We start from the raw sequence: 21,406 nt of genomic DNA on the forward strand, positions 1-21,406 counted from the left end.
AACTGGATCGTCTGATTCTCCAAAAACTCTCGGTATGACGCACCCTTGCCTCGATATTGTTCATCGACCCCGTTCATGAAAGGGGTGTTATCCCAAAAAAATCCATATCTCAGCCATCCGATATTACTTTCATCTTGGTTCCTCAGAATGTATATTTCACTTCCCTTTATTTTTGATTAATCTCTCAAAATATGATGGTCACGATCTCGTATGTAGCCATAGTCTGAGTCAGTTGCAAAGGCGACCCTCATCTTTTTTCCCTCCTTTTACGTCATATTATTATCCAATAGTATTCTAACCGTACCCAATTAAGCGCGTTCAATGTAACGTCTATATCTGAACTCCACTGCCCGTGGGACCCGTAAGTGATAGATTCAGAGACCCATAATTCAGATAATTCAACAGCTCTTAATAAATCGTTTTCATTGGCTTTTCTAACATTAACGAGAATTATCACCTCCTAATGCAAGAATGCCCTTACACAAACGTTACCACGAAAATGGTTAGTTATCGTCCTTTTTCTACGTTAAACTGCCAGTCCCTCAGTATTAAGGTTTTTTCTCACGTATGCTCACTCACTCGCAGGATTTCAGCACCCAAAGAAATAACCATCCGTGGAAAACTTCTTTATAGACAACCATCCTTCCCGTGTCTGTCCAGTATCAATTAAATCCGAACTTCAGTAGCACATACCTCAAACTAAACTTAGGTGTCGATCTCTCAATATTATTTTGCTCTCTTTTGAAACAGAGCTGCCCATAATCCCGATATAGCAAAATACTCACTTGGTTGTTCTATATCCTGCATTGTCCGGATCTCAACCAGTTGAAAGTCTTTAAATATCCTCGTTAATTTTTCAGGAGTATATCCAAGTCCGCCTCTTAGGCTACGTTTACGGTAAACTTCCAATCAGTAATATCGGCTCCACCTACCACGCCATTCTCAACAAAACACGTGATTCCAAAGAATCCACCAGGTTTTAAAGCTTGGTTTAGCAGTTTGACATAATCAATTCTTCGATGTGGAGCAGTATGATGAAAGCATCCAGAATCGTATATTACATCGTATTCTGCCTTCTGAATATCCAAATCAAAAAGATTTTTAAAAATAAAATTATACTGACCCCTTGCTCTTTAGCCCTCTCATTACCCCATTGCAAAGCCTCTTCAGATAAGTCTACTGCATCAACATCATAGCCTTGCTTGGCAAAATAAATAGCGTTTCTTCCCGGTCCACAACCCAGTTCTAGGACCTTCCTCCTGGTGTCAGCAAATTGTTCTTAAAATATTAAACCAAGTTTTCATCCGGAGCATTTACGAAAAACGGAACTGTCCTGCCTCTTTCAGAATAGAAAGCATCCCAATTAAATTTAGATTGTTCTTTTAATCAGGAATCTAGCATAATTAAGGATCTCCTCATTAGAATAAATCGTCTCATCCATAAATTACCTTCTCGTTCGTCTTCTTAATGTAAATCACGGTCAAGCTCGGATACGACAATGCTAATCTTCTGCTGTTGATTAAGTGTATCTCTATCGAATCTTTCCCCAACGATTTAGGGCCGGGTCTAACAGTATACTGGTACCATGAGATTGTGTTACGCCTGCAGTGCCCAGCCGAAAACTCCCATACCACGCGACATTTAACCTGCACGGCGGGTTATATAATTTTGTCTAGCGGTATGTTGATCGTGGACATTGCCTGCTTTTTCTGATCGTCATTGACATGCGTGTATAACATGGTCGTCTCGATCGAGGCATGACCGAGCAATTCCTTGACCACCCGGATGTCCACCCCATTGCGCAGCAGCATGGTGGCAAATGAGTGTCGCAATTTATGCGATGTGAGCTTCATATCCGCTAGTTCCGGGTGCGCAGCCTTAAATGCGGCGAAGGTTTGAGCAGCTATTTTTTGTATCTGCCGAATGGACAGCCTTCTGCCCTTCTGCGAGACAAAAAATGCATCCTCTTTCTTATTGTACGGAGTGATCCGTTCTGTCTGAAGCCGTTCAAGGTACTCGGACAGCGCCTCGGGCACAGGGATCTCGTTCCATTTTCTCCCTTTTCCATAAACCTCGATCGTGCCCTTCCCCTTTTTGAAATTCGCCAAATTTAGCCTATGTACCTCACCCACACGCAGACCGCAATACGCCATTAGCAAGAAAATAGCGATGTTCCGGTCCCTATAACGTCCGTCGATATGGTTGAGCGCTACCAGCAGTTCGTGTTCATCCAAATAGATCGGCCTCTTGTTTGATTCGGTTTTTGACTTCTTCACTTCCATCGCCGGATTGCGGGTCGCCAATTCAAAATCCATCAACGCTGCATAAAAGGACCGTATCGCGGATAGCGTACGGTTTCGTGTCTTGTCACCGGTTGATTTTTGCTTTGAAACTAAGAAACCGATTACGTTAATTTTACCTGCGCCTGTTACCGGCAAACCGCCAAGCGATTCCAAGTAAGCCATAACTTCCCGCATGTATTCTTTCTGTGTCGTATCGGTAAACCCCGCTTGTTTCATCCAGATCGAAAAGGCATGTATCTCTTTTTCATAGCGTTCTTCCAGTTCATAATTGCGCGCCACCTTGCAACCCACCTACTACATTTTTTTGTATCGAAGATGCTTAATACTGCCCTGTCCTAGCGAAAAAAAATCGCTCAGAGATGAAAGTACGCAAAATACTTATTTTGCGCACTTAAGTATAGCACATATGTTCCTGAATATGACACTTTTTTAGCATAAAATCTCAATCCAGTCGATGATCCGACGAGTCCCACATTCCCTATGCGCGTCTCGCGGCGTAGCGGGCGAGTTTTTACTGCTCACGGCCACACACACGCGTTCCGTTGATTGATTAATCTTACTCATATGGAACATTTGTTCGATTCCTAGTGAATCTCCCGCTCCACGTCCGTTCCTGTTCGGCGAAAATGGTGCCGCAGGCACATCTCCAGCCTTACACCCAGTGTGCCCTATCCTCCCGCGCAGCCACGCTAACCCGAGTTTCTTAAATCCGGCAGGAGGATGGAACTGAACTCTTCTATGTCGACACGCTGTAAACAAAGTCTTTCAGACAGCTAAAATGATGCGTGTTAAATTTGTTTACTTTCAGTGCATACGCTGAGATTGAGGCAGGATGTTTACATAATTATTTATATGTTAACTATCATGGTAGAGCTCAGCGGTACAGCCGGTCGGCCTGCACAGCGGCCCAGCGCTCCATGTTAGCTGCCCGCTGATCTGCCCACTGAGCAAGTTCCCGCCTTCAGCCGTGAAAGTTCACTATACTCCACGCAGATTGCACGGCCTCGATGACCGGGAGCACGGGTTTCCCCAACGCAGTTGCTAGACTGCGGTTTCCCTCGGTAGTACGCTAAACGTGCCAAGTTCCCAGGAATAAGAAAAACACCCACGAACGGGGTGTTTTTTGCTCAAGTTTTAATCTCTCATTGGCTCCGGATCTCTCGGTGCTAGAATCTCATTCACCTGCTGCAGCCATTCTTCATGTGCATCCTCTGGTGAGTTCTCTTCCACCGTTTGGTTAAGTTCTGTTTCATTTGGCATGCCAAGACACCATCCTTTTCGTTCTGGTTAAACATGAAGCTGTTGATGTAGTTAGTTTTTCCAGCAAAACATTTTTTCATAACCTTGTACGTGCGGCACTTGCTTGTGCTCGCCTCGTTTTGCGCTAGAACCTACACTGACTCGCATGTCCCGGGATCGTCACATCATGTAAGACCCGTACTATTACTTACCCAAAAATGCGCTGTGTGAATTTTGCATACGGTGAGACGGCTTTCGCCGTTCGCCGTCGCAGCTGCCAAACGTGTTCACTCCCTACTGCTGGGGGCCCTGCGCCGTCGCAGATCCCAAAACCGTACTCGCTACTGTGGGCCGTTCCCCGTGCAGCTCCAAGCGTGCTCGCTCGCTACCGCCTGCAGCTTACCCCGTACGTCAGTCCAACCTGCCCGATGCGCTATGAATATGCCGGTTCCGGATCGTGCTGCGGCGCAAATTTATCCTTATGCGAATCCAACAGCTGAAAGCTCATGCGGGAGCCATCCGCGGGCCGCAGCAGTTTATGAAGTGCAACCGGATCTCGCAGCTCAGGCTGCAGCCATTGTTCCACCTCTCCGTCTTCGAGGATCGCGGGCATGCGATCATGATGCGCTGCGACCTCCGGATTGGACGCGGTCATCAGCATCGTACAGGTTCGAAGCTCCTCACCGGAGGGGGAGCTCCATACGTCATACAGACCCGCAATGCCGAAGGTACCGGCGCGCATAGCGATCCGTACCCACTGCGAGTGCCTGCCAACAGTTTTCGAAACGTAAAATGCGCTGCAAGGAATAACACAGCGCTGCTTTCCAAACATGCGCCGATAAATACGTTGGTCCGGAATAGAGTCGCTGTCCATGCATACCGCATTTCTCGCCCAAAATGGCATCAGACCCCAACGAAACTCATCCAGCTGCCGTTGTCGTTCGCGAACCACGATTGCCGGGATGGATTGAGTGGGGCGGATGTCATACCTGTTCGAAACATAAAACAGTATGTTATCCAGGCCAAACTTCTCAGTTAATTCCGCCGCGTCGGCAAGGATGCTGATCGATTCACACATTTTTCCACCGCCAGATGTTTTGGTTATTATGGCCGTTCTTCATGCACGTCATACACGCAGTCACATAACGGAAAATTGAATCGAGGCGGAAGCAACTAAGTTGTGGATGGCGCAACCGGCGGATTATGACCGTTTGAATGGAAATACGCATCTGAGCCATACTAAAACATAAACTGTTAGACCTAAATTTAGACGGGCTCGTTGTATGAGGAGACGATAGTCATGTGGCCTGCTTTATCCCCCGCCGATTTGATTTTGATCGGGATTGGCGTTGTTGGTCCCATTCTCGCTGCTTTCGGTTTCAGTATATATCGTAGACGCAGAAGAGAACGCGGTAAATCGTAACCGCGTTCTCAGGTTTTCGCGCTTGCTACCACTCATTCGGATGACGGCCACTGCCTGCTTACCCATCTGCTACCACGCGTGTTGAAAGATCACCACCGAAGCTTTCGTGCGATTGCCCAGAGGATCATTGGAATTCACGTGATTCTCATCATAGCCTGTCAGCAGTGCCGCATGTTGTGAGTAAGTCATGTGCGCCGGACCGCCGGCCGTTTGCCATAGTGTGAATCTCCCCGGACTTAGGGGCCGGTAGCCAAATACTGCTTGACCACGGAAAAATCCGCCCCCGTTAAATCTGCGCATAATCTCTCCCCGGACGTAGGCCGGTATTTTGCACTGGTCACCACCTACACCGGTGAGCCCTTCGCCGAATACTGCTTGACCACGGAAAAAATCTGCCCCGGTCAAGTCTGCGATTACCCCCCGATAAGCCTCATGGAACACGGCAAACTTGTGTTCCTTCCATTCAGAAACACCACGTAGCGCTAATCGGTAGCGGCGGTCGTATTGTCCCTGTTGGCGAAATCTAATTGGCGGCAGCAGCTTCAGCCGACTCGGTTTTTGCGTGGACAGAATACGTCGACGTGCTGTCGACGTGCGATCTACGTGCTGTCGACATGCGGTCTATGTGGTATAGTGCAGTCACCATCGACATAAAAAACACACCGGCCATTCTATTCATCGGTTGTCCTCCTCCTCATCTCCCTGTCGGTCTTGACGGTAAGAGCCTAGCCATGGAATATCATCCATTTCTGACAAAACATACCCATCACAAGCCGTGCTTGAAACCTGCAGCCGGTGCTGATGATTTGCGGACCGCCCGGTTGGGTTAATAAACGAGAAGCAACATTAGCGCAACTACTCGGTAGTGGGGAGTCGATGGCATGCTTCTTCAGAGCAAGTTTTTCAAAATTTGTCTAGGTATTATTTGTGTACTACTGATCATCCTGCTCTTATCCAAAGTCAACTTCATTTTCAAACCACTTTACATGATGTTTAACATTTTGATTGTGCCTATTACCTTGTCAGGATTTTTGTACTATCTGATGCGGCCCATAGTGAACTTTTTAAGCAAGCGCAAAGTGAACACTATGGTTGCGATCCTGCTGATGTACTTCCTGCTGGGCACGGGGTTTATTCTTTTTCTGGTCATGGTGTGGCCTACGCTTGAAACACAGATGAATAATTTCACACAGGGAGCGCCTGAACTCGTGCAACAATTTCAACAGCAGGTGGATGAGCTGCAGCAAAACAGGCTTGTTTCGATGTTCTGGCAAAACGGATCAAGTCTCTCAACTCAGTTGTCCGAATACCTTAGCAATGGAATTAAGGCAGCCAGGAATTACATGAGCGGCGCCATCTCTCTGGTGACAAACTTCGTCATCGTGGTTGCCACCGTGCCTATTATCCTGTATTACATGCTAAAAGAAGGTGATCAGCTGCCCTCCTCCGTCTTGCACATCATTCCTCGCCGCTATCGCGCCGACGGTAAAAAGGCCATCCATGAAATCGACTCGGCGCTAAGCGGCTTTATCGTCGGGAGGGTTATTATCACGCTGCTGCTTGGCGTGATTATGTTCCTCGGCTTTTTGCTCATCGGGCTGCCTTACCCGCTGCTCTTGGCACTGGTCGGCACGGTGTTCAACCTGATCCCTTACGTCGGTCCCATACTTGGGGCTGTGCCGGTACTGATCGTAGCATTCACTGAATCTGCGAGTATGGTGCTATGGTCGCTCGTTGTCATAATAGTTGCGCAGCAAGTGGAAGAGACGCTGCTGTCACCCCATATCTATGGAAAAAAGCTGGATATTCATCCGCTGACCACCGTGATTATATTGCTGGTGGCCGGGGACATGGGCGGCATACTAGGTTTGATTCTTGCGATTCCGGTGTATATGGTGATCAAAATCGTGGTGGTGCACATCTATCGGTTATTTTTTGAGGAAAAAGTGGAGGAGCTCGTGGAAGAAGCCTGACTTCACCGACTGCGAAGGAGCGGTAAAACGACAGCGCCGCGGCAAAAAATGGATGACGTCGGGCAACCTTAAAGGAAGTTCTTGGCTAAATATTAAAAATGCACCAATGCATTGTCCGTACTAAGGTAGACTGTGCATTGGTGCAGCTTACTCAAGCGTTTTTGCAACGCGTACTAAGGTGTACTGTGCATTGGTCAGCTTACTAGAGCGTTTTGCAAAGTTCTGTTGCACAGGCGTGTTGTTGCGATGTGAATGGGCGGAGAGCGCTGCACTGTCTACTGCTAGCGTTGGCTTATATGGTCGTTCCAGCTTGTCGCCTGCTGCCTGCGCTTCACAAAAGCAGAAAGCACCGCGGTGAGAAGGAGACCGCCGACGAAACCGCCTGTGTGGGCATACACATCCACGTTAGGAATCACGAACGAGTACACGAAACCAATGATCAATATGGTCATCACCGTCTGCTTGGATTGGTAGTCAATCAGATCTTTGCGGAATATTGACAAATACAAGTAAGCGGCATACACGCCGTAGATCGCGCCGGACGCTCCTGCTCCAATGTAATAATCGGCGTGCAGCCAGGCGCTCGCCGCGTTCCCGATAATGCCGCAGGCCAGATAAAACACCGCATAGCGCGCCGAGCCGAGCAGCCTTTCCAGCGGCGCTGCGAATACGTACAGCGCGAAGCTATTGAACAACAGATGCTCCCAGCCGATGTGAATAAATATCGAGCTGACATAGCGCCATAGCTCCGGCTGCATGCCGGGCAGATCGAACATTGCTCCGAATCGCAGCAGCGTATCCTCGGCGATCGTCGAACCCTCCCATTCCATAGCAGCCATAACGAGCAGATGGATCAGAATGACCGCAGACGTGACCGGATACAACCGGACATATTGCTTTAAGCTTTCCCTTCGTATGAACAAGCGCACACTCCCTTTCCGGTTTTTCACCTCTGCGAACTATGTTATCGCTATATATACAGCTGTTACCAGCAAATTAACGCACATTACCATGTTCGAAATTGCATTAATTATAGAACACACGAAGCATGGTAGCAAATGCGGCGGGTTGTCGCTGCCATAAAAAAACCGCGCCTATGCGCGGAGAGCTTGTCGGTATTATTTACACCTGATTGACCGGCCCATAATGATTCTCTAACGGCCTGATAGCCAGCCCCATACCATCCACCAAGCCGCGCAAATAAATAATTTTTTCTTTGTCCGGCTCCTCTGCTTCGGCGGCGTTGGTGAGCTTTCTCCTGAACTTGAACATTGAGGCTTCGAGGTTACTTATCATCGCTGTAATATCTGTCACCGCTTCCTGGCATTCTTTGAAGTCATCGTCGGTAAAGATACCAGGATTCCTTGTGATCAGCTCTTGAATATAACTCTGCATATTATCGTGCACACCGTTTCATCTCCTTTCATCTCCTAGTTTGTCTGTTTTGCCCTCGACAATTCGTCTTTCTATATCATGCCACGACAGCCTGAGAACACTCGCCATACCTACGAACAGTGCGAACAGATCATGAAACCAGTCTTGATGCTGCTCCCGTCTAGCGATGGTCATATTGATCTTTTTGAACTGCTCAACCAAATTCGGAAGCACTTGGGGCCTGGCGGGGAGATACAGCATCATGGGACTGTACCCCAGCTTCACGCCAATCTGCAGCACATAAAGAAAAACGTCGCTGAACGCCTCAACGGATTTTGCATTGTACACTTGCGGCAGCTCGCTTCTTAGTTTGCGTATTAGCACCTCAACGTCCGTGATGCTGTCCTCGTCTATGGAGCGCACCAGTGTCTGAAATTGCATGGAACTCCCCCTTGTTTTATCGCAGCAATTGCTGGTAGCGGCAATAGCATGTTTTTAACCGGAAACCAGTGCACATTAAACGCGGTCAGAGCTTTCTATAAGGTTACACAAATTGGTAATTAATTATTCGGGTGTCTGCGACCACACACGGCCGTGCGAGTAATAATGTCGGGGTGTTGGAGAGATACTGTTTTAGTGACAAAGGAGGTGATAATCTCATGGCAGGAACTGAAAACAACGTGATATCCCACGGAATCAACGCTGCTCAAGCTGAGGCCCAAAGCCCGGAGGCGGAGCAAAAAGTGCAGCAGCTGGCAAACGAGCTAGGCGCAGAAGCGGGAGCCGGCGCTGCCCGCGGAGCAGGCCCGGCAGCTGGCGCAGCAGCCGCAGCGGCAGCGGGGGAACCGCAAGCCGGAACGGCATGCGCGGGTAACCTGGAATAGCGCGAGTGCAGCTTAAAGCTCTTCATTTCTAATTACATCGCGTGGTCGCAACAGCGACAGCAACTGTCACGCAGCGGAAGGGAATCGTAGCCGGCTCCCTTCCGTTTATTGGCGTTACCGTGAAAGCACACGCAGTCATACCGAGCTCACACGCCTGGGTTTTTTCATACGGTTTGGGGGACAGTACATAAGAAGGCCTTTTCCTATTTCTTTTCAATTGCGGGGGGAGCAATGAAGGACCAGACTAAAGAGCGGTTCCCACACAACTTACGAGCGGCGTTTCACAGCGTGGCAAATCAAATGCGGCGTGGATTCGGCGGTCGTTTCAATTGGGGCAAGCGGCAGCCAAAGGCTGAATTGGACGCACAGTCCCGATTACTGCTGTTCGTTCAGGGACTGTATTTACTGGGTAACGCATTCTCCGACACCTTCGTCGGCGTGTACCTGTGGAAGCTTAACAATGACTTGTTAATGATCGCCTGGTTCTTCGTCGCTCAGTATGTGGCGATGGCGCTGACCCTGTGGATCGCCGGGAAGCAGGTTAAAGAAGGCAACAAGATGAACGCGCTGCGCCTTGGCGTCGGGGTGGCCGCCCTGTTTTATTTGCTGGTGCTGCTGCTCGGTGCAAGAGCCGTGACTTACATACTGCCGCTCGGGGCGCTGCAAGGGGCGGCGGACGGTCTGTTTTGGCTGGCTAACAACGTGGTTTACTTTGAAGTGACCGACCGTGAGAATCGCGACCGCTTCAATGGCTTCGCCGGACTGCTTACTTCATTCTCTTACATGATTGCGCCATGGATTGCGGGTTATCTGATTACACGGATAAGTGATCCTCTGGGCTATCATCTTATTTTCAGCTTATCCCTCGGCGTGTTTCTAGTCGGTGTGGTGGCGAGCTTTTTTTTGAAGAAAAGGCAAGCTCAGGATTCGTACGGTTGGTTATTCGGTGTGCGGCAAATCGCGGAACGCGGCGGCCCATGGGGCCGCATCAGCGCAGCCATGGCCGCACAAGGTGTGCGGGAGGGCGTGTTCAGCTTCGCAATCGGTCTGTTGGTTTACATCGCAACACGCAACGAGATGCAGCTCGGCAACTACTCTCTGATTACGTCCGCGATCGGTATTATCAGCTATCCCCTGGCCGGCCGGCTATTTGAGCGCCGCAACCGGCTCTGGGGCTCGCTTGTGGGAATTGTCGCGATCATACTGGCCATTTTCCCGTTTTACTGGGAGATCAGCTACGCGACGTTGTTGGTCTTTGGCATCATGATCGGGGTGTTTTTTCCGCTGTACACGATTCCGCTCACGTCGGTCGTATTTGACGTGATCGGCCGGGATGAGGAAAGCGCGAGCCGACGGGTGGAATACATTGTCCTTCGGGAGATGGCGCTCAACGCAGGCCGCGTGTTCGGCACCCTAGTCTTCATCGGTGTGCTCGCTCAGGAGCCGTCTCACCCGCTGTTCACCACGCTGCTGGTTCTGCTTGGCAGTGCTCCCCTGGCCGCATGGGTGCTGCTGCGCAAATGGCTGGCGGACCCGGTGGACACACCTGTGCAAGGGCCGTGAGTTAGTTTACATAAATAAAATTATGTAAAAAAAGCACCTTGAGACATAAGCGCCCAAGGTGCTGGCCGTACCGCCTGAACTTAAACCACTGAATCAATACTTGGCGCCTCCGTCCGCCAGTCCGCCGATAACGAACGACTGAGCGCCAAGGTACAGCACTGCTGCCGGAATCGACGCGATCACTGAGGAGCTCATAAGCAGACCCCAGATGAATGTGTCGGAAAATTTAAAGCTCGCAATTCCAATCGTCGCGGTCTGCTGGCTTGGGCTGGTTGTTACGACAAGCGCATACAAAAACTCATTCCACGACATCGTGAAAGCAAATGTCGCTACCACAGCGATGCCCGGAGCCGCGATCGGAAGAATGATTTTCCACAGCGTTTGCAGCCGGCTGCATCCGTCGATGAGTGCAGCCTGCTCAAGCGATTTAGGAATAGCTTTGAAGTAACTAAGCAGCATATAGCAGCAATAAGGTACGATAAACGTCGGATAAATAATTAGCAAACCAAACTTGTTGTCGGCGAAACCGAGCTTGCTCACCAGCACATACATCGGTATGAACAGCACGGCAGCCGGCATCAAATAGCAAATAATAATGCTTTTTACAAGAAAGTCGCGGCCCTTGAATTTCAGTCGCGTTAAACTGTATGACCCGAAAATGCTGATCACCAGAGACACTAATGTGGCAAGTCCGGACACGTATAAGCTGTTTTTAATGTTTCCCATAAATTCAGTCTCATTGAACAGGTCTACATAGTGCTGCGCGGTCACTTCGGTGGGGATCAACGCGGGCTTAGAGGCGTACATATGTTCGTTCGGTGTGAAAGAAGTTTTCACCATCCAGTATACCGGAAATAACGTCCAGATCAGACCGGCAATGACGATACAATAAATCAGTACGTTTTTTTGAATCGTGCGCACTGTGGCTGCCTTCACCACCATCCCTCCTCACTCATCCTTATTGAGCTTCCGTGTCATAAAGAACATCAGCACCAGCAGAATGGGAATAATGGAGCCCGCCACGCTGAGCGATTTGCCCATATCGTTCTGGAGAAAAGCCATTTCATAGGTGTACACGGAGATCACCGCCGAATTGTACAAAGGGCCCCCTCCCGTAATCAAGAAAATATTCTCAAAATCATTGAATGTCCAGATCGAGGACAGCATTGTGGTGATAACGATGACCGAGCTGATCGCCGGAATAGTGATCGAAATAAATTGGCGGATGGGTCCTGCGCCGTCGATTTTAGCGGCTTCATACAACTGCCGGTCGATCGTCTGAAGCCCTCCCAGTATACTGAACAGAAAGAACGGAATTCCGCGCCAAATGTTCACGATAATAACGGAGACTAACGCGATATTAGGTCCGCTCAGCCAGGCCACCGGTACCTCGATCAGCCCGAAGTCAAGCAAAATCTGATTGATGATACCGTACGTATCGTTGTACATCCACTTCCAGGTGAGCGCCGCAACCATCCCGGAAATAGCCCAGGGCACAAGGAACAACACCCGGACGACGGATCTACCGAAAAACTGTTGATTGACAGTCAGCGCAAATATCATGCCGAACACCAGTTTGAAGAAGACGTCGGTGACGAAATAGACGAATGTGTTTTTTAATACTTTCCAATAGATCGGGTCCGACAAGATTTCGCGATAGTTATCCAGACCTATGAAATTCGCGTCGGCTCCTACCGTTTTATCTGTAAAACTTAAGTATAGCGCGTTAACAAACGGGACGCCGATTACTACGAAAATGATAATGACAATCGGCATCACGGACGTATATCCCAACAGCAAATCAGTTTTACGGTTCGATCGCGGCATCATTTCACCTGCCCGCGCGGGAGCACTTCATTCATGGCCCCACGCGCTTTTATTTTTTCTCGTATACCCTCTTGTATTCCTTTTCGATTTCATCCAACGCTTTCTGCGGATCCATCTTGTTTACGACAATTTTTTGCACGCCCTTTGACAGGATGGCCTCACTCACCGCTTGAGAAGCGCGCGCATCAGGAGGAGCGGGATCGCCGAGCGGCACGATGTTTTTTGTGGCGTCGAACCAGCTTTTGTTCTCGGGCCTCTGCCAGAATTCCGTGTTTTCCAGCCCATTCAGCACCGGACCTGCGAGTCCGTACAGCTTCTCCAGCATTTTTCCGTAATATTCTTTGTCAAAAAAGTACTTGATGTACTGTTTGGCAGCTTCGGTATTTTTAGCTTTATTGAACATCACAAACACGGTTCCGCCACCGGAGCCGAACTGTCTTTTAGGACCTGCGGGCCATGGCATAACCAACGTTTTCGCCAGTAATTCAGGCTTATCTTTTTTCATGGCGGCATAAATGCTGCTGGAGTTAAACACGATGCCCACCTGACCCGCCAGCCAGATGTTATTGTTGTATGCGTCGTCCCCGGTGATAGCGCCTTGCGGTGTGAGATTTTCCTGGAAGAAGCTTGCGTCGAATTTGAGCGCCTCCAGCGCCTCCGGCGTGTTCACGGTTACTTTGCCGTCCTTATCGACCACGTCAGTGCCAAACGTTCTGATCAAATTGTTGATCCGTCCGTCCGAATCTCCACCGCCGCCCAGCTGAAATCCGAGCCCGTAAAAGTTGTTTTTGGGGTCGTTGATGGCTCTGGCTACGTTTCTCACTTCCTCCCATGTCTTGGGCGGCTGAAGATTTTTCTCCTCCAGTTTATCTTTCCGCACATACATCACGTTCGGAGTGTGATAGACGGGGATTTCGTACCAGCCTTCCGCAGCGTAGGCATATTTCTTAGAATCCTCGCGAAAATCAAACTGTTTGAGAATGTCCGATACCTCAACCAACTGGTTATTTCCCACGAATTGCTTTGCGACAAAATCATCGGCTAACAAGAGATCCGGAGGATTCCCTCCTTCAACCGCCGCCATCAGCTTGGTTTTTAAATCGGCGGGCGGTATGGCTACATATTCGACATCAATGTTGAATTCTTTAGAAAACTGGGCAACCCGTTCTTTTTGAAAATCGTTGTAATCCTTCACATACTCCGATTTATCCCAAAACACGAGTTTGCCTTTTTTCTGCTGCGCATCTCCCGTTCCGCCGTCCTTGCCGCCCGTGTTGGAGGAGTTGGAGGCGTTATCTCCGCCTGATGTACATGCGCCGGTGACAAACAGCAGCACTACCGACAACATCACTGACAGTACCTTCTTGTACATGTGCTCCCTCCTAGATAAACCGCATTGACCTGTGTAGTACCGCCTGCATCAATCAAAATATTCAGCTGTCTGATCGAAACGACAGAGCAGCCCGCTCGAAATAAGCCAGGCTGAACCTTCAACTGCCGCCTCTCATAGGCTGTAATGAATTGCACCGGTTGCTCTTCGCCTTATGCACCCTGCTGGATGATGTCCAGCGCATGCAAATTGTTATAGCTGATCGCAATGCTTTCGAATGCCGGCCTGCGGCAGCGATCCTGCTCGACCACTAGCCACTCCGTGCCTGCCTCTTCGGCTGCCTGGAAGATGCCGTTAAAATCAAGAACACCTTCACCGATCTCAGCGAAAAACTGTTCTTCGCCGGGCTCCATGTCCTTGATATGCAGCAGAGGACAACGGTTACACAGCTTCCGTAAGTATTCCGCGGGGTCCTCTCCGCCGCGTTTGACCCAGTAGGTGTCCAGCTCCATTTTCACCAGGTCAGGATCGGTTTCCCGCAGCAAAATATCCAAAGCATATGCCCCGTCGAACTTCACGAATTCCCAATTATGATTATGGTATAAGAATTGTATGCCGTGCTCACGGCAGCGCTCCCCGATCCGGTTGAACGCGGCGGCGGAATCAAGCACTTGCTGCTTCGATTCAAACCTGGATGAATGTGCCGCATAAGTGCCGCCGACCTGCTGCAGGTAATCGATGAGTGCATCCAGCTGATTGGTCAGCGCATCAAGGCTCGCATGGCTGCTGATCACTTGGAGGCCCAGACGGTCCAAATGAGCTTTCAGCTCCGGCACTGACATGTCCTCGGGAGGTCCGAGCTCGATTCCACGGTAACCGATCGCAGCCACCTTCTCCAAAGAACCAAGATAGTCTTGACTCAGCTCATCACGTATCGTATAAGGCTGCAAAGCTACCGGAAACTTTTTCATAGCCGTACACCATCCTTTTGTAAAAGTTTTCCCGACCGTCGCTAGAGCTCCAGCCGATTATATTTTAATCCGAGCGGCAGCGGGGTTGGCCGCTCACATGAGGTCTGCATTGCTATGTGTCTGCCTGTGTTGGCGGAATCGATCACTCCGAGCATGATATCCAGCACATGTCGTGCCAACATGCCGTTGGCACGGTGTGTCCTGCCCGCACGCAGCGCGCCGGCCATGTCCGCCAAGCCTATGCCCCGGCTTTCATCGGTAAACCCGTGTGAGCAGGGGAACTCTTTGACTTCTCCGCTGTGCTGCTTCACAGCAATCTTGCCGCCGAAAAAGTTAGGATCCGGCGCATACAAGATGCCTTCCGTCCCGTATATCTCGAGTCTCGGAGTATAGCCAAAGCTTTCCTTCGCCGCCTGCAGACTGCCCAGTACGCCGCTCTCGAACTCAAGCAGTGCGGTGACGTTCATCGGCGCTTCCACCGGCACGCTGTCACCGAAGCGGGGAGATTTCGGGTTCATGATCGTCACCTCGTGGTGAAGCGTTGCCGCAGATCCGGCGACCCTCCGCACCGGTCCGAGCATGGATACGAGCGCCGTCATGTAGTAGGGGCCCATGTCAAGAAGCGGGTCACCACCGAGCCGCAAGAAGTTTTGAAAATTCGGATGCAGTCCACTGGATGGATGGCCCATCAAAATCAGACCGCTTGCCGCGTAAGGGGTGCCGATCCATCCTTCGTCGATGAGCTTTCGGCATGTCTGCAGTCCGCCGCCGAGGAAGGTGTCCGGAGCACAGCCGACCAGCAGCCCCTTTTCCTCCGCGAGTGCGATGACTCGGTCAGCGTCTTCGCGGTTGAGCGCGAACGGTTTCTCGGTGTAGACATGCTTCCCCGCGTGTAGCGCCTGCATATTGATCGCCGCGTGCGCTGCAGGCGCGGTTAGATTCAATACCATCTCAATGTCCGGATCAGCGAGCAGCTCCTCCACGCTGCATACCTTGGGAATGCCGTATTCCTCGGCGCGCTGTCGGGCTAACTCCGGCATGAGATCCGCGCATGCAACCACTTCCAGAATGTTGTCAAAGGTTTGCGTGCAGTTTTTCAGGTATTTTCCGCTGATTTGGCCGCAGCCGATAACGCCGATTTTCACTTTCTGCATGATGTAGATCTCACCTGCCTTTGTAGAATTGTTGAGAAAATACCATGGTAGCGTAACCAGGCGTTGTGTGGGGGAGGGAAATGGGTATGGGATTCCGATCGCCGTTGAACTCTGATTCCTCTGAATTACAATTAGTGGTAGGAATCGGATTTCAAATGCGAACGCTTCGCTTCTCCGCCCCACACCATTTCCTAGGCAGCGAATGGTGGCTAGTGTGCAAAAGGATCCTCGTCCCGGATGCGTTCGGCAGACACTACTGTGACCCGATGTTCCTAACCCACGCGTTGCCTCGTAGCAGGACAGAGTTGTGGGGAACACGTTGCCGTTGGCTTGCCCGCTGGCCCGGCGCCGAATGATCCTCAACCCATGCGTTGTGCGGGGGGGAGGGAAATGGGTATGGGATTCCGATCGCCGTTGAAGTCTGATTCCTCTGAATTAAAATTAGTGGTAGGAATCATATTTCAAATGCGAACGCTTCGCTTCTCCACCCCACACCCATTTCCCAGGCAGCGAATGTTGGGTAGTGTGCAAAGGCATGCTCATCCCGGATGCGTTCGGTGGGCAATCCTGTGTACGGTGGTGCTGGTGCTGCGTCGAATGCTCCTTTAACCACGCGGTATCAGGTGGCAGAGCAATGGCATAGGGGCATACGCTAGTGCACGCTGGCTTCGATATGCGCCTTTCACAGCAAAGCCGCAGCCGATACATAAATATACCGTTCAAACCTTGCCATCACATGGCTCTTTTGAGTCGGAAAATGTTTATACAAGTGATCCACGAAATAGCCCGGGTTTTCCGCATTTCCGGCAAACATGTCGTAATGCAATGGTACGACGGTGTCGATCTGCGCGGCCGCCGCCAGCTCGGCAGCTTCTCGGTAATTCATATTGCCTATGATGTTGCGCGCGGTGCGGAACGCATCACGTCCATTGATTGGCAGCAGTGCGATGTCGAGCGATTCGGCCTGTAACGACTCCGCGAGTCCAGGGTACACCGTAGTGTCGCCTGCATGATACAGGGTGACGCCGTTCAGCTCGAGGATATAACCGACAAAACGATGGCCCAGCTCGGCGTCATATTCCAACTGTTCGTGCGCCGCCGGAACCGGTTTAATCCGGACATCCGAGGCCTCCCACCATTCATCTGTGCGCGCTGCATGCAGCTTAGCGGGAGACACGCCCAACTGCAGCAGGCTTTCCCTGCAAACACCCGGCGCCATATAGACGATGTCCTGGTGAGCTGCGGCGAGCTTTGCAATCGTGTCGGCATCCAAATGATCCGTATGCTCGTGTGTGATCAAACAGTATGTGGCGTTTGTCATCTGCTCAGGCGTAAGCGGCGGCGGAAATGCGCGGTGCGGAGACTCAGACAAATACGGGTCTATGTACACCACCGTGTCCCCGCCCTTGATAATAACGCTGGCCTGGCCTAGGAACCAGATCGCGAGCATGCCGGCCGGCGCCCGGGTGGCATCGATCTCACGGATTAACGCTTCGCCGGTACGCACATTTACGGGATATGGCATGGTTTTATGGTCACTCCTTCCGCAATCGTTTCAAAGGCAGCCAGGCCAGTACATCCTGTATTTTCTCATCCCAGTAGCCCCACTCATGAGCCCCCGGCCCTTCCTCGTACGTAAAATCCAAATCAGTATTCGCACATGCGTTCCGGAACAGCATATTGTCTTCATACAGAAAATCTTCCGTGCCGCAGCATTGGTACAGCTTCGGTTTGGGTCCTTCAGAGGCATCGCATTGCTGCAACAGCCAAAACAGATCATTGGCCGTACCGGCCACGCTTTCATCGCCATGGATCAGCCGGTACTCCCGCAGCCGTTCTGGATCATCCGGCACGCGTGCCCGGTTGACGGCCCCGGACAAGCTTGCCGCCGCCGCGAATTGATCGGGCTTGCTTAACGCCCACTTCAACGCACCATAGCCCCCCATTGACAACCCGGCCACAAAATTATCTTCACGCGCATCGGACAAAGGGAAAAATGATCTGCACAGCTCTGGCAATTCTTCACTTAAGAACGTCCAATACCGGTTCCCGTGCACCATATCCGTGTACCAGCTCCGATGCACCTGCGGCATGACAACCGCTAGGCCAAGCGGAGCAACATATCGCTCAATTGACGTGCGGCGCAGCCAGATCGTATCGTCGTCAGACAAGCCGTGCAGCAAATACAGCGTCGGATGACGGTCCCCCATCTTGACATTTTGCTGCCCAATCTGAGTGCGTGTCTGCTGTGGCAGGATGACTGTCATCGAGGTGCTGAGCTGCAGAGCTTCCGAGAAAAAGTTGCACTGAATAAGCGCCATTTTACTATTACCTCCTACATGTTTAATCCGCCGGCAATGGCAAGCTCAGAGCCGGTTACTTGATTCGATTCGTCGGACAGCAGATACACCACGCCGTAGGCCATGTCCTCTGCAGTCTGCATGCGCCCGCTGGGCACTGCGGTTTTCGCCCGCTCCTGCAGATCGCCCAAGCTCGATCCCATATTCTCGTGCAGCTCGATTTCGCCTTCCGACGCCACCCAGCCGACAGTGACCCAGTTGGACCGGATTTGATCTTTGGCGTAGTGAGCTGCAATGTGGCGGCTCAGTGTGCGGAGCATGCCCTTAGAGCATCCGTATGCCGCGAGGTTGAAACCCCCTTTGTAGCCGTGAGTGGAGCCCATATGCACGATGGAACCGCCACCGGTGCTCTGCATGGCTTCAATCGCATATTTGGAGCAAAAAAACGGTGCTTTAGCATTCACCGCAAAAATGGAGTCGTACAATTCTTCCGTCGTTGCGAGCATCGTGCCCCGGGGAAAAATACCCGCGTTGTTCACCAGGCCGTCGACTCGGCCAAACCGCTCCACCGTCTGCGCGATCAGCCTCCGGCAGCCTTCTTCGGAACCGATGTCACCCTGCACAAAATGAGCCTCAGCGCCATAGCTGCTGCGGATCTCCTCGGTAACGCGCTCGCCGTCTGCTGCATTGCGCCCGCTGATGACGACCTTGGCCCCTTCTCCTGCCGCCATATAAGCAATCCCCTTGCCGATTCCCTTCGTTCCTCCGGTAATTATCACAACTTTACCTGCCAATCGGTTGGCCATACGGTATCGTCTCCTTTCGTTCGCCAAACGTTATTTCCAGCATACAATCGTTTCGCCGGACAAATAATCCGACTGCGGACCGCAAAGAAACATAACGATTTTGGACATATCTTCCGGATGTGCAATGCGCTGCAGACGCGATTTGCCTTCCTCGCTCGGGACGGCACGGGTTGCCGAAAACCGTGCGGTGTATGTTGCAGCAGGAGAGATGCAGTTCACATTCACGTCATAGGGCCGCAGCTGATCCGCCAAGCAGCGGGTGTAATGGGATATACCCAGCTTGGCAGCCGCATAGATAATGCCTCCGCTCACCGGCACGTGGCCGGCGACCGAGCCGACGTTCACGATCTTCCCGCTGCGCCGGTCACGCATGTGGCGGCCGGCGAACTTGCAGACATACATCGTAGCCAATAGATTCCGCTCCACCACCGAACGAATGTCATTCACGTCGATATCCAACGCATCGTTCGGCTCTGGCCGCGGCGTGCTGAATCCGATGTCCCCGCCAGCGTTATTGATCAGAATGTCGATCGAGCCGAATCGTTCGATCGCTCCGTTCACCAGCTTCTCCGCTTGCGTCGGATCCGCCACATCAGCGGCTATGAAGTGCGTGTTGACACCCAGCTGCGCCAACTCCTCCGCCACAGCAAATCCGGATTTCGCTTCGCCAAACGCGGCCGCGGATTTTTCACTCTGGTCATGCACGATAACGTTAGCTCCGGCCTGTGCTAAATCAAAGGCATACTGCCTGCCCAGTCCGCGGCTCGAGCCGGTGACCAGTGCGTTTTTCCCTGCCAATTCAAGCGCTGCCATTCCCATCACCTCTTAACCATTTTTTTGCAATTTGAATTCACCAGTTTTTCGCAATTCAGCCTGCAATCCGAACTTAGACCGGCTTGTAACGATTCGCTTCACCTCGCGGCTTCGCTTCCCGTTGTACCGACCGCTCCGACACGATCAGTGTGGTATCCCAACGGCGCCTCCACCTCAGCTAGCGCTCAAGCGTCAACGGCTCCCACCTATCCTGCACTGATCGTACCAAAGTCCAATATCAAGCTGCAGTAAAGCTCCATGGGGTCTTTCCGTCTTGCCGCGGGTAACCTGCATCTTCGCACCCACAATGTTTCCCAGCCTCCGCTCACAAACCACTCGATCTCACCCGGCGTATCAAGGACGTAAGGTATGCGACTCCTGTGTCCAACTGTGCTCTCTCATAAGCGGCAATCGCTTCCGGCGGCTCTCCCTTTTCCCATGGAGTACGCCAGTCTCCACTCACTTTCGCCTGATCGTGAACAAAACGCATTAACCTGGCCAGTGCTTTCGCGGACCGCTCAGGATACTCTGTCCAATAATCCTCCTCCAGCACACGCACATGGCGGGCTTCCAATGCTCCATGCTCCAATGACATGGTCACATCGGGCTGTTTGTCGTTAAAGATACGCAGCAGCTCCGGAAAGTTGATCACCCCTTGCCCGACAGGGCAGCGAACAAGCCGGTAGCCTTCCTCGGACCAATAGATCCAATAATCCTTCAGGTGCACATTTTTGACGAATGGAGCAACCTTATTGAAAAACTCGATGGGCTCCTCCGCGGTAGCAAGCGGATTACCGGTATCGAGCGTGATGCCAAACCTGTCGGAGCCGATGCGGTCACAGAGCCAAAGCAGCTCTTCGGAGGCCAGATCCTGGTGGTTCTCTACTGCCAGATTCACCCCCGTTCGTTCCGCTGTTTCCACCGCAGCTTGGAACCCGGCGAGAATATCGTCCAGGAATGAATTCCAAGTGCCGGCCATATGCCTGCGGTCGCCGCCAAACTTTGCGCCGCCCACTACGGTTCTCACGGTGACCGCGCCGACCATCTCCCCGAGTTCGAGCGCATCTTTCAGCACGGCAGCATCGTATCCGCCGGCCGCGATGTTTATGAACATGCCTTTGTCCGAGGCACAGCGCGCCACCTCATCTGGGTCATGTGCTTTCAATACTGCGTAAGGCACCTCTATGCCTTCCAAGCCGTTCGCCGCGCTCACATCGATCAATTCAGCAGGGGTAATGCGCGGCTTGCCGGATTGAGGGTGTATTCCCATGTCATACACTGTACCGTACACGGTCAGTCCGAATTTCATGCCATCCGCTCCTTAAGGCATCGATTTTGTCGCGCTTGTACTTGTGTGTCGTGCTGGGCCTACGATTGTCATTTACCGGACAGGCGAAATTCTCTTGCGCGCTGTCGAGGCTTGTGCACGCACGCTAGCGGGCGCTA

At 51.6% G+C, this 21,406-nt stretch carries 21 protein-coding genes, 1 pseudogene and 1 other annotated feature; of the genes and pseudogenes, 3 read left to right on the forward strand and 19 right to left on the reverse strand.

Annotated elements, in window-relative coordinates:
• Positions 1 to 726 precede the first annotated feature (726 nt).
• The 6 genes and pseudogenes from CBW46_RS00220 to CBW46_RS21110 form a co-directional block, all read right to left on the reverse strand.
• A pseudogene (locus CBW46_RS00220) lies at positions 727 to 1,441 on the reverse strand (class I SAM-dependent methyltransferase).
• A gap of 217 nt (positions 1,442 to 1,658) precedes the next feature.
• On the reverse strand, positions 1,659 to 2,582 hold the full coding sequence (locus CBW46_RS00225) for a tyrosine-type recombinase/integrase (protein ID WP_243633110.1): 924 nt from the start codon (positions 2,580 to 2,582) through the stop codon (positions 1,659 to 1,661).
• An 855-nt stretch (positions 2,583 to 3,437) separates the two neighbouring features.
• Positions 3,438 to 3,563: a hypothetical protein gene (locus CBW46_RS21995; RefSeq protein WP_279386446.1), complete on the reverse strand. Its 126-nt coding sequence runs from the start codon at positions 3,561 to 3,563 to the stop codon at positions 3,438 to 3,440.
• A gap of 412 nt (positions 3,564 to 3,975) precedes the next feature.
• On the reverse strand, positions 3,976 to 4,620 hold the full coding sequence (locus tag CBW46_RS00230; protein ID WP_089198034.1) for an SOS response-associated peptidase: 645 nt from the start codon (positions 4,618 to 4,620) through the stop codon (positions 3,976 to 3,978).
• A gap of 414 nt (positions 4,621 to 5,034) precedes the next feature.
• The gene (locus CBW46_RS00235; RefSeq protein WP_089198035.1) at positions 5,035 to 5,370 is read right to left on the reverse strand and encodes a hypothetical protein; all 336 of its coding nucleotides are present in this window, start codon (positions 5,368 to 5,370) and stop codon (positions 5,035 to 5,037) included.
• 118 nt (positions 5,371 to 5,488) lie between these two features.
• Positions 5,489 to 5,644, reverse strand: a complete 156-nt coding sequence (locus CBW46_RS21110; protein WP_165842156.1) for a hypothetical protein — start codon at positions 5,642 to 5,644, stop codon at positions 5,489 to 5,491.
• Between the two features lie 202 nt (positions 5,645 to 5,846).
• Between CBW46_RS21110 and CBW46_RS00240 the strand changes: the two genes are divergently transcribed.
• Positions 5,847 to 6,938, forward strand: coding sequence for an AI-2E family transporter (locus CBW46_RS00240; RefSeq protein ID WP_089198036.1), 1,092 nt, complete (start codon positions 5,847 to 5,849; stop codon positions 6,936 to 6,938).
• A gap of 281 nt (positions 6,939 to 7,219) precedes the next feature.
• Here the strand turns inward: CBW46_RS00240 and CBW46_RS00245 are convergent, their stop codons facing one another.
• From CBW46_RS00245 to CBW46_RS00255, 3 genes are all read right to left on the reverse strand, one after another.
• A complete protein-coding gene (locus CBW46_RS00245) occupies positions 7,220 to 7,861 on the reverse strand; it encodes a rhomboid family intramembrane serine protease (protein ID WP_089198037.1) in 642 nt (213 codons plus the stop codon).
• 199 nt (positions 7,862 to 8,060) lie between these two features.
• The gene (locus CBW46_RS00250) at positions 8,061 to 8,345 is read right to left on the reverse strand and encodes a hypothetical protein (RefSeq protein ID WP_089198038.1); all 285 of its coding nucleotides are present in this window, start codon (positions 8,343 to 8,345) and stop codon (positions 8,061 to 8,063) included.
• A gap of 6 nt (positions 8,346 to 8,351) precedes the next feature.
• On the reverse strand, positions 8,352 to 8,753 hold the full coding sequence (locus tag CBW46_RS00255; protein ID WP_089198039.1) for a hypothetical protein: 402 nt from the start codon (positions 8,751 to 8,753) through the stop codon (positions 8,352 to 8,354).
• Between the two features lie 218 nt (positions 8,754 to 8,971).
• Between CBW46_RS00255 and CBW46_RS21115 the strand changes: the two genes are divergently transcribed.
• Together CBW46_RS21115 and CBW46_RS00265 are read left to right on the forward strand one after the other, a co-directional pair.
• Complete coding sequence (locus CBW46_RS21115) at positions 8,972 to 9,196, forward strand: hypothetical protein (RefSeq protein ID WP_089198040.1); 225 nt, start codon at positions 8,972 to 8,974, stop codon at positions 9,194 to 9,196.
• A 231-nt stretch (positions 9,197 to 9,427) separates the two neighbouring features.
• Complete coding sequence (locus tag CBW46_RS00265; protein WP_243633111.1) at positions 9,428 to 10,759, forward strand: MFS transporter; 1,332 nt, start codon at positions 9,428 to 9,430, stop codon at positions 10,757 to 10,759.
• Positions 10,760 to 10,852: 93 nt separating this feature from the next.
• Here the strand turns inward: CBW46_RS00265 and CBW46_RS00270 are convergent, their stop codons facing one another.
• The 10 genes from CBW46_RS00270 to CBW46_RS00315 form a co-directional block, all read right to left on the reverse strand.
• Positions 10,853 to 11,695: a carbohydrate ABC transporter permease gene (locus CBW46_RS00270; RefSeq protein ID WP_207802210.1), complete on the reverse strand. Its 843-nt coding sequence runs from the start codon at positions 11,693 to 11,695 to the stop codon at positions 10,853 to 10,855.
• A 12-nt stretch (positions 11,696 to 11,707) separates the two neighbouring features.
• Positions 11,708 to 12,589 carry a carbohydrate ABC transporter permease gene (locus tag CBW46_RS00275; RefSeq protein ID WP_089198042.1) on the reverse strand — a complete coding sequence of 294 codons (882 nt, stop codon included), beginning with the start codon at positions 12,587 to 12,589 and terminating at the stop codon, positions 11,708 to 11,710.
• Between the two features lie 46 nt (positions 12,590 to 12,635).
• Entirely contained in the window at positions 12,636 to 13,958 is a 1,323-nt protein-coding gene (locus CBW46_RS00280) for an ABC transporter substrate-binding protein (protein ID WP_089198043.1), read from the reverse strand.
• Between the two features lie 170 nt (positions 13,959 to 14,128).
• Complete coding sequence (locus CBW46_RS00285) at positions 14,129 to 14,887, reverse strand: sugar phosphate isomerase/epimerase family protein (RefSeq protein ID WP_089198044.1); 759 nt, start codon at positions 14,885 to 14,887, stop codon at positions 14,129 to 14,131.
• Between the two features lie 41 nt (positions 14,888 to 14,928).
• Complete coding sequence (locus CBW46_RS00290; RefSeq protein ID WP_207802211.1) at positions 14,929 to 16,041, reverse strand: Gfo/Idh/MocA family protein; 1,113 nt, start codon at positions 16,039 to 16,041, stop codon at positions 14,929 to 14,931.
• A gap of 682 nt (positions 16,042 to 16,723) precedes the next feature.
• Entirely contained in the window at positions 16,724 to 17,566 is an 843-nt protein-coding gene (locus CBW46_RS00295; protein WP_089198045.1) for an MBL fold metallo-hydrolase, read from the reverse strand.
• 10 nt (positions 17,567 to 17,576) lie between these two features.
• A complete protein-coding gene (locus tag CBW46_RS00300; protein WP_089198046.1) occupies positions 17,577 to 18,362 on the reverse strand; it encodes an alpha/beta hydrolase in 786 nt (261 codons plus the stop codon).
• Positions 18,363 to 18,376: 14 nt separating this feature from the next.
• The gene (locus tag CBW46_RS00305) at positions 18,377 to 19,147 is read right to left on the reverse strand and encodes an SDR family NAD(P)-dependent oxidoreductase (RefSeq protein ID WP_089198047.1); all 771 of its coding nucleotides are present in this window, start codon (positions 19,145 to 19,147) and stop codon (positions 18,377 to 18,379) included.
• Between the two features lie 30 nt (positions 19,148 to 19,177).
• The gene (locus CBW46_RS00310) at positions 19,178 to 19,960 is read right to left on the reverse strand and encodes an SDR family NAD(P)-dependent oxidoreductase (RefSeq protein WP_089198048.1); all 783 of its coding nucleotides are present in this window, start codon (positions 19,958 to 19,960) and stop codon (positions 19,178 to 19,180) included.
• Positions 19,961 to 20,093: 133 nt separating this feature from the next.
• Positions 20,094 to 20,191: a sequence feature (23S ribosomal RNA rRNA prediction is too short), on the reverse strand.
• Positions 20,192 to 20,285: 94 nt separating this feature from the next.
• Complete coding sequence (locus CBW46_RS00315) at positions 20,286 to 21,269, reverse strand: sugar phosphate isomerase/epimerase family protein (RefSeq protein ID WP_089198049.1); 984 nt, start codon at positions 21,267 to 21,269, stop codon at positions 20,286 to 20,288.
• Positions 21,270 to 21,406: the final 137 nt, after the last annotated feature.

Source organism: Paenibacillus xerothermodurans, from assembly GCF_002220865.2.
Lineage (GTDB): Bacteria > Bacillota > Bacilli > Paenibacillales > NBRC-103111 > Paenibacillus_S > Paenibacillus_S xerothermodurans.

What these genes read in the sequence shown, in the direction of transcription:
- CBW46_RS21995 (WP_279386446.1), bottom strand. Translation starts at nt 3,563, where the DNA reads ATGCCAAATGAAACAGAACTTAACCAAACGGTGGAAGAGAACTCACCA.
- CBW46_RS00230 (WP_089198034.1), bottom strand. Translation starts at nt 4,620, where the DNA reads ATGTGTGAATCGATCAGCATCCTTGCCGACGCGGCGGAATTAACTGAG.
- CBW46_RS21110 (WP_165842156.1), bottom strand. Translation starts at nt 5,644, where the DNA reads ATGAATAGAATGGCCGGTGTGTTTTTTATGTCGATGGTGACTGCACTA.
- CBW46_RS00240 (WP_089198036.1), top strand. Translation starts at nt 5,847, where the DNA reads ATGCTTCTTCAGAGCAAGTTTTTCAAAATTTGTCTAGGTATTATTTGT.
- CBW46_RS00255 (WP_089198039.1), bottom strand. Translation starts at nt 8,753, where the DNA reads ATGCAATTTCAGACACTGGTGCGCTCCATAGACGAGGACAGCATCACG.
- CBW46_RS21115 (WP_089198040.1), top strand. Translation starts at nt 8,972, where the DNA reads ATGGCAGGAACTGAAAACAACGTGATATCCCACGGAATCAACGCTGCT.
- CBW46_RS00265 (WP_243633111.1), top strand. Translation starts at nt 9,428, where the DNA reads ATGAAGGACCAGACTAAAGAGCGGTTCCCACACAACTTACGAGCGGCG.
- CBW46_RS00275 (WP_089198042.1), bottom strand. Translation starts at nt 12,589, where the DNA reads ATGATGCCGCGATCGAACCGTAAAACTGATTTGCTGTTGGGATATACG.
- CBW46_RS00280 (WP_089198043.1), bottom strand. Translation starts at nt 13,958, where the DNA reads ATGTACAAGAAGGTACTGTCAGTGATGTTGTCGGTAGTGCTGCTGTTT.
- CBW46_RS00285 (WP_089198044.1), bottom strand. Translation starts at nt 14,887, where the DNA reads ATGAAAAAGTTTCCGGTAGCTTTGCAGCCTTATACGATACGTGATGAG.
- CBW46_RS00290 (WP_207802211.1), bottom strand. Translation starts at nt 16,041, where the DNA reads ATGCAGAAAGTGAAAATCGGCGTTATCGGCTGCGGCCAAATCAGCGGA.
- CBW46_RS00295 (WP_089198045.1), bottom strand. Translation starts at nt 17,566, where the DNA reads ATGCCATATCCCGTAAATGTGCGTACCGGCGAAGCGTTAATCCGTGAG.
- CBW46_RS00300 (WP_089198046.1), bottom strand. Translation starts at nt 18,362, where the DNA reads ATGGCGCTTATTCAGTGCAACTTTTTCTCGGAAGCTCTGCAGCTCAGC.
- CBW46_RS00305 (WP_089198047.1), bottom strand. Translation starts at nt 19,147, where the DNA reads ATGGCCAACCGATTGGCAGGTAAAGTTGTGATAATTACCGGAGGAACG.
- CBW46_RS00310 (WP_089198048.1), bottom strand. Translation starts at nt 19,960, where the DNA reads ATGGCAGCGCTTGAATTGGCAGGGAAAAACGCACTGGTCACCGGCTCG.
- CBW46_RS00315 (WP_089198049.1), bottom strand. Translation starts at nt 21,269, where the DNA reads ATGAAATTCGGACTGACCGTGTACGGTACAGTGTATGACATGGGAATA.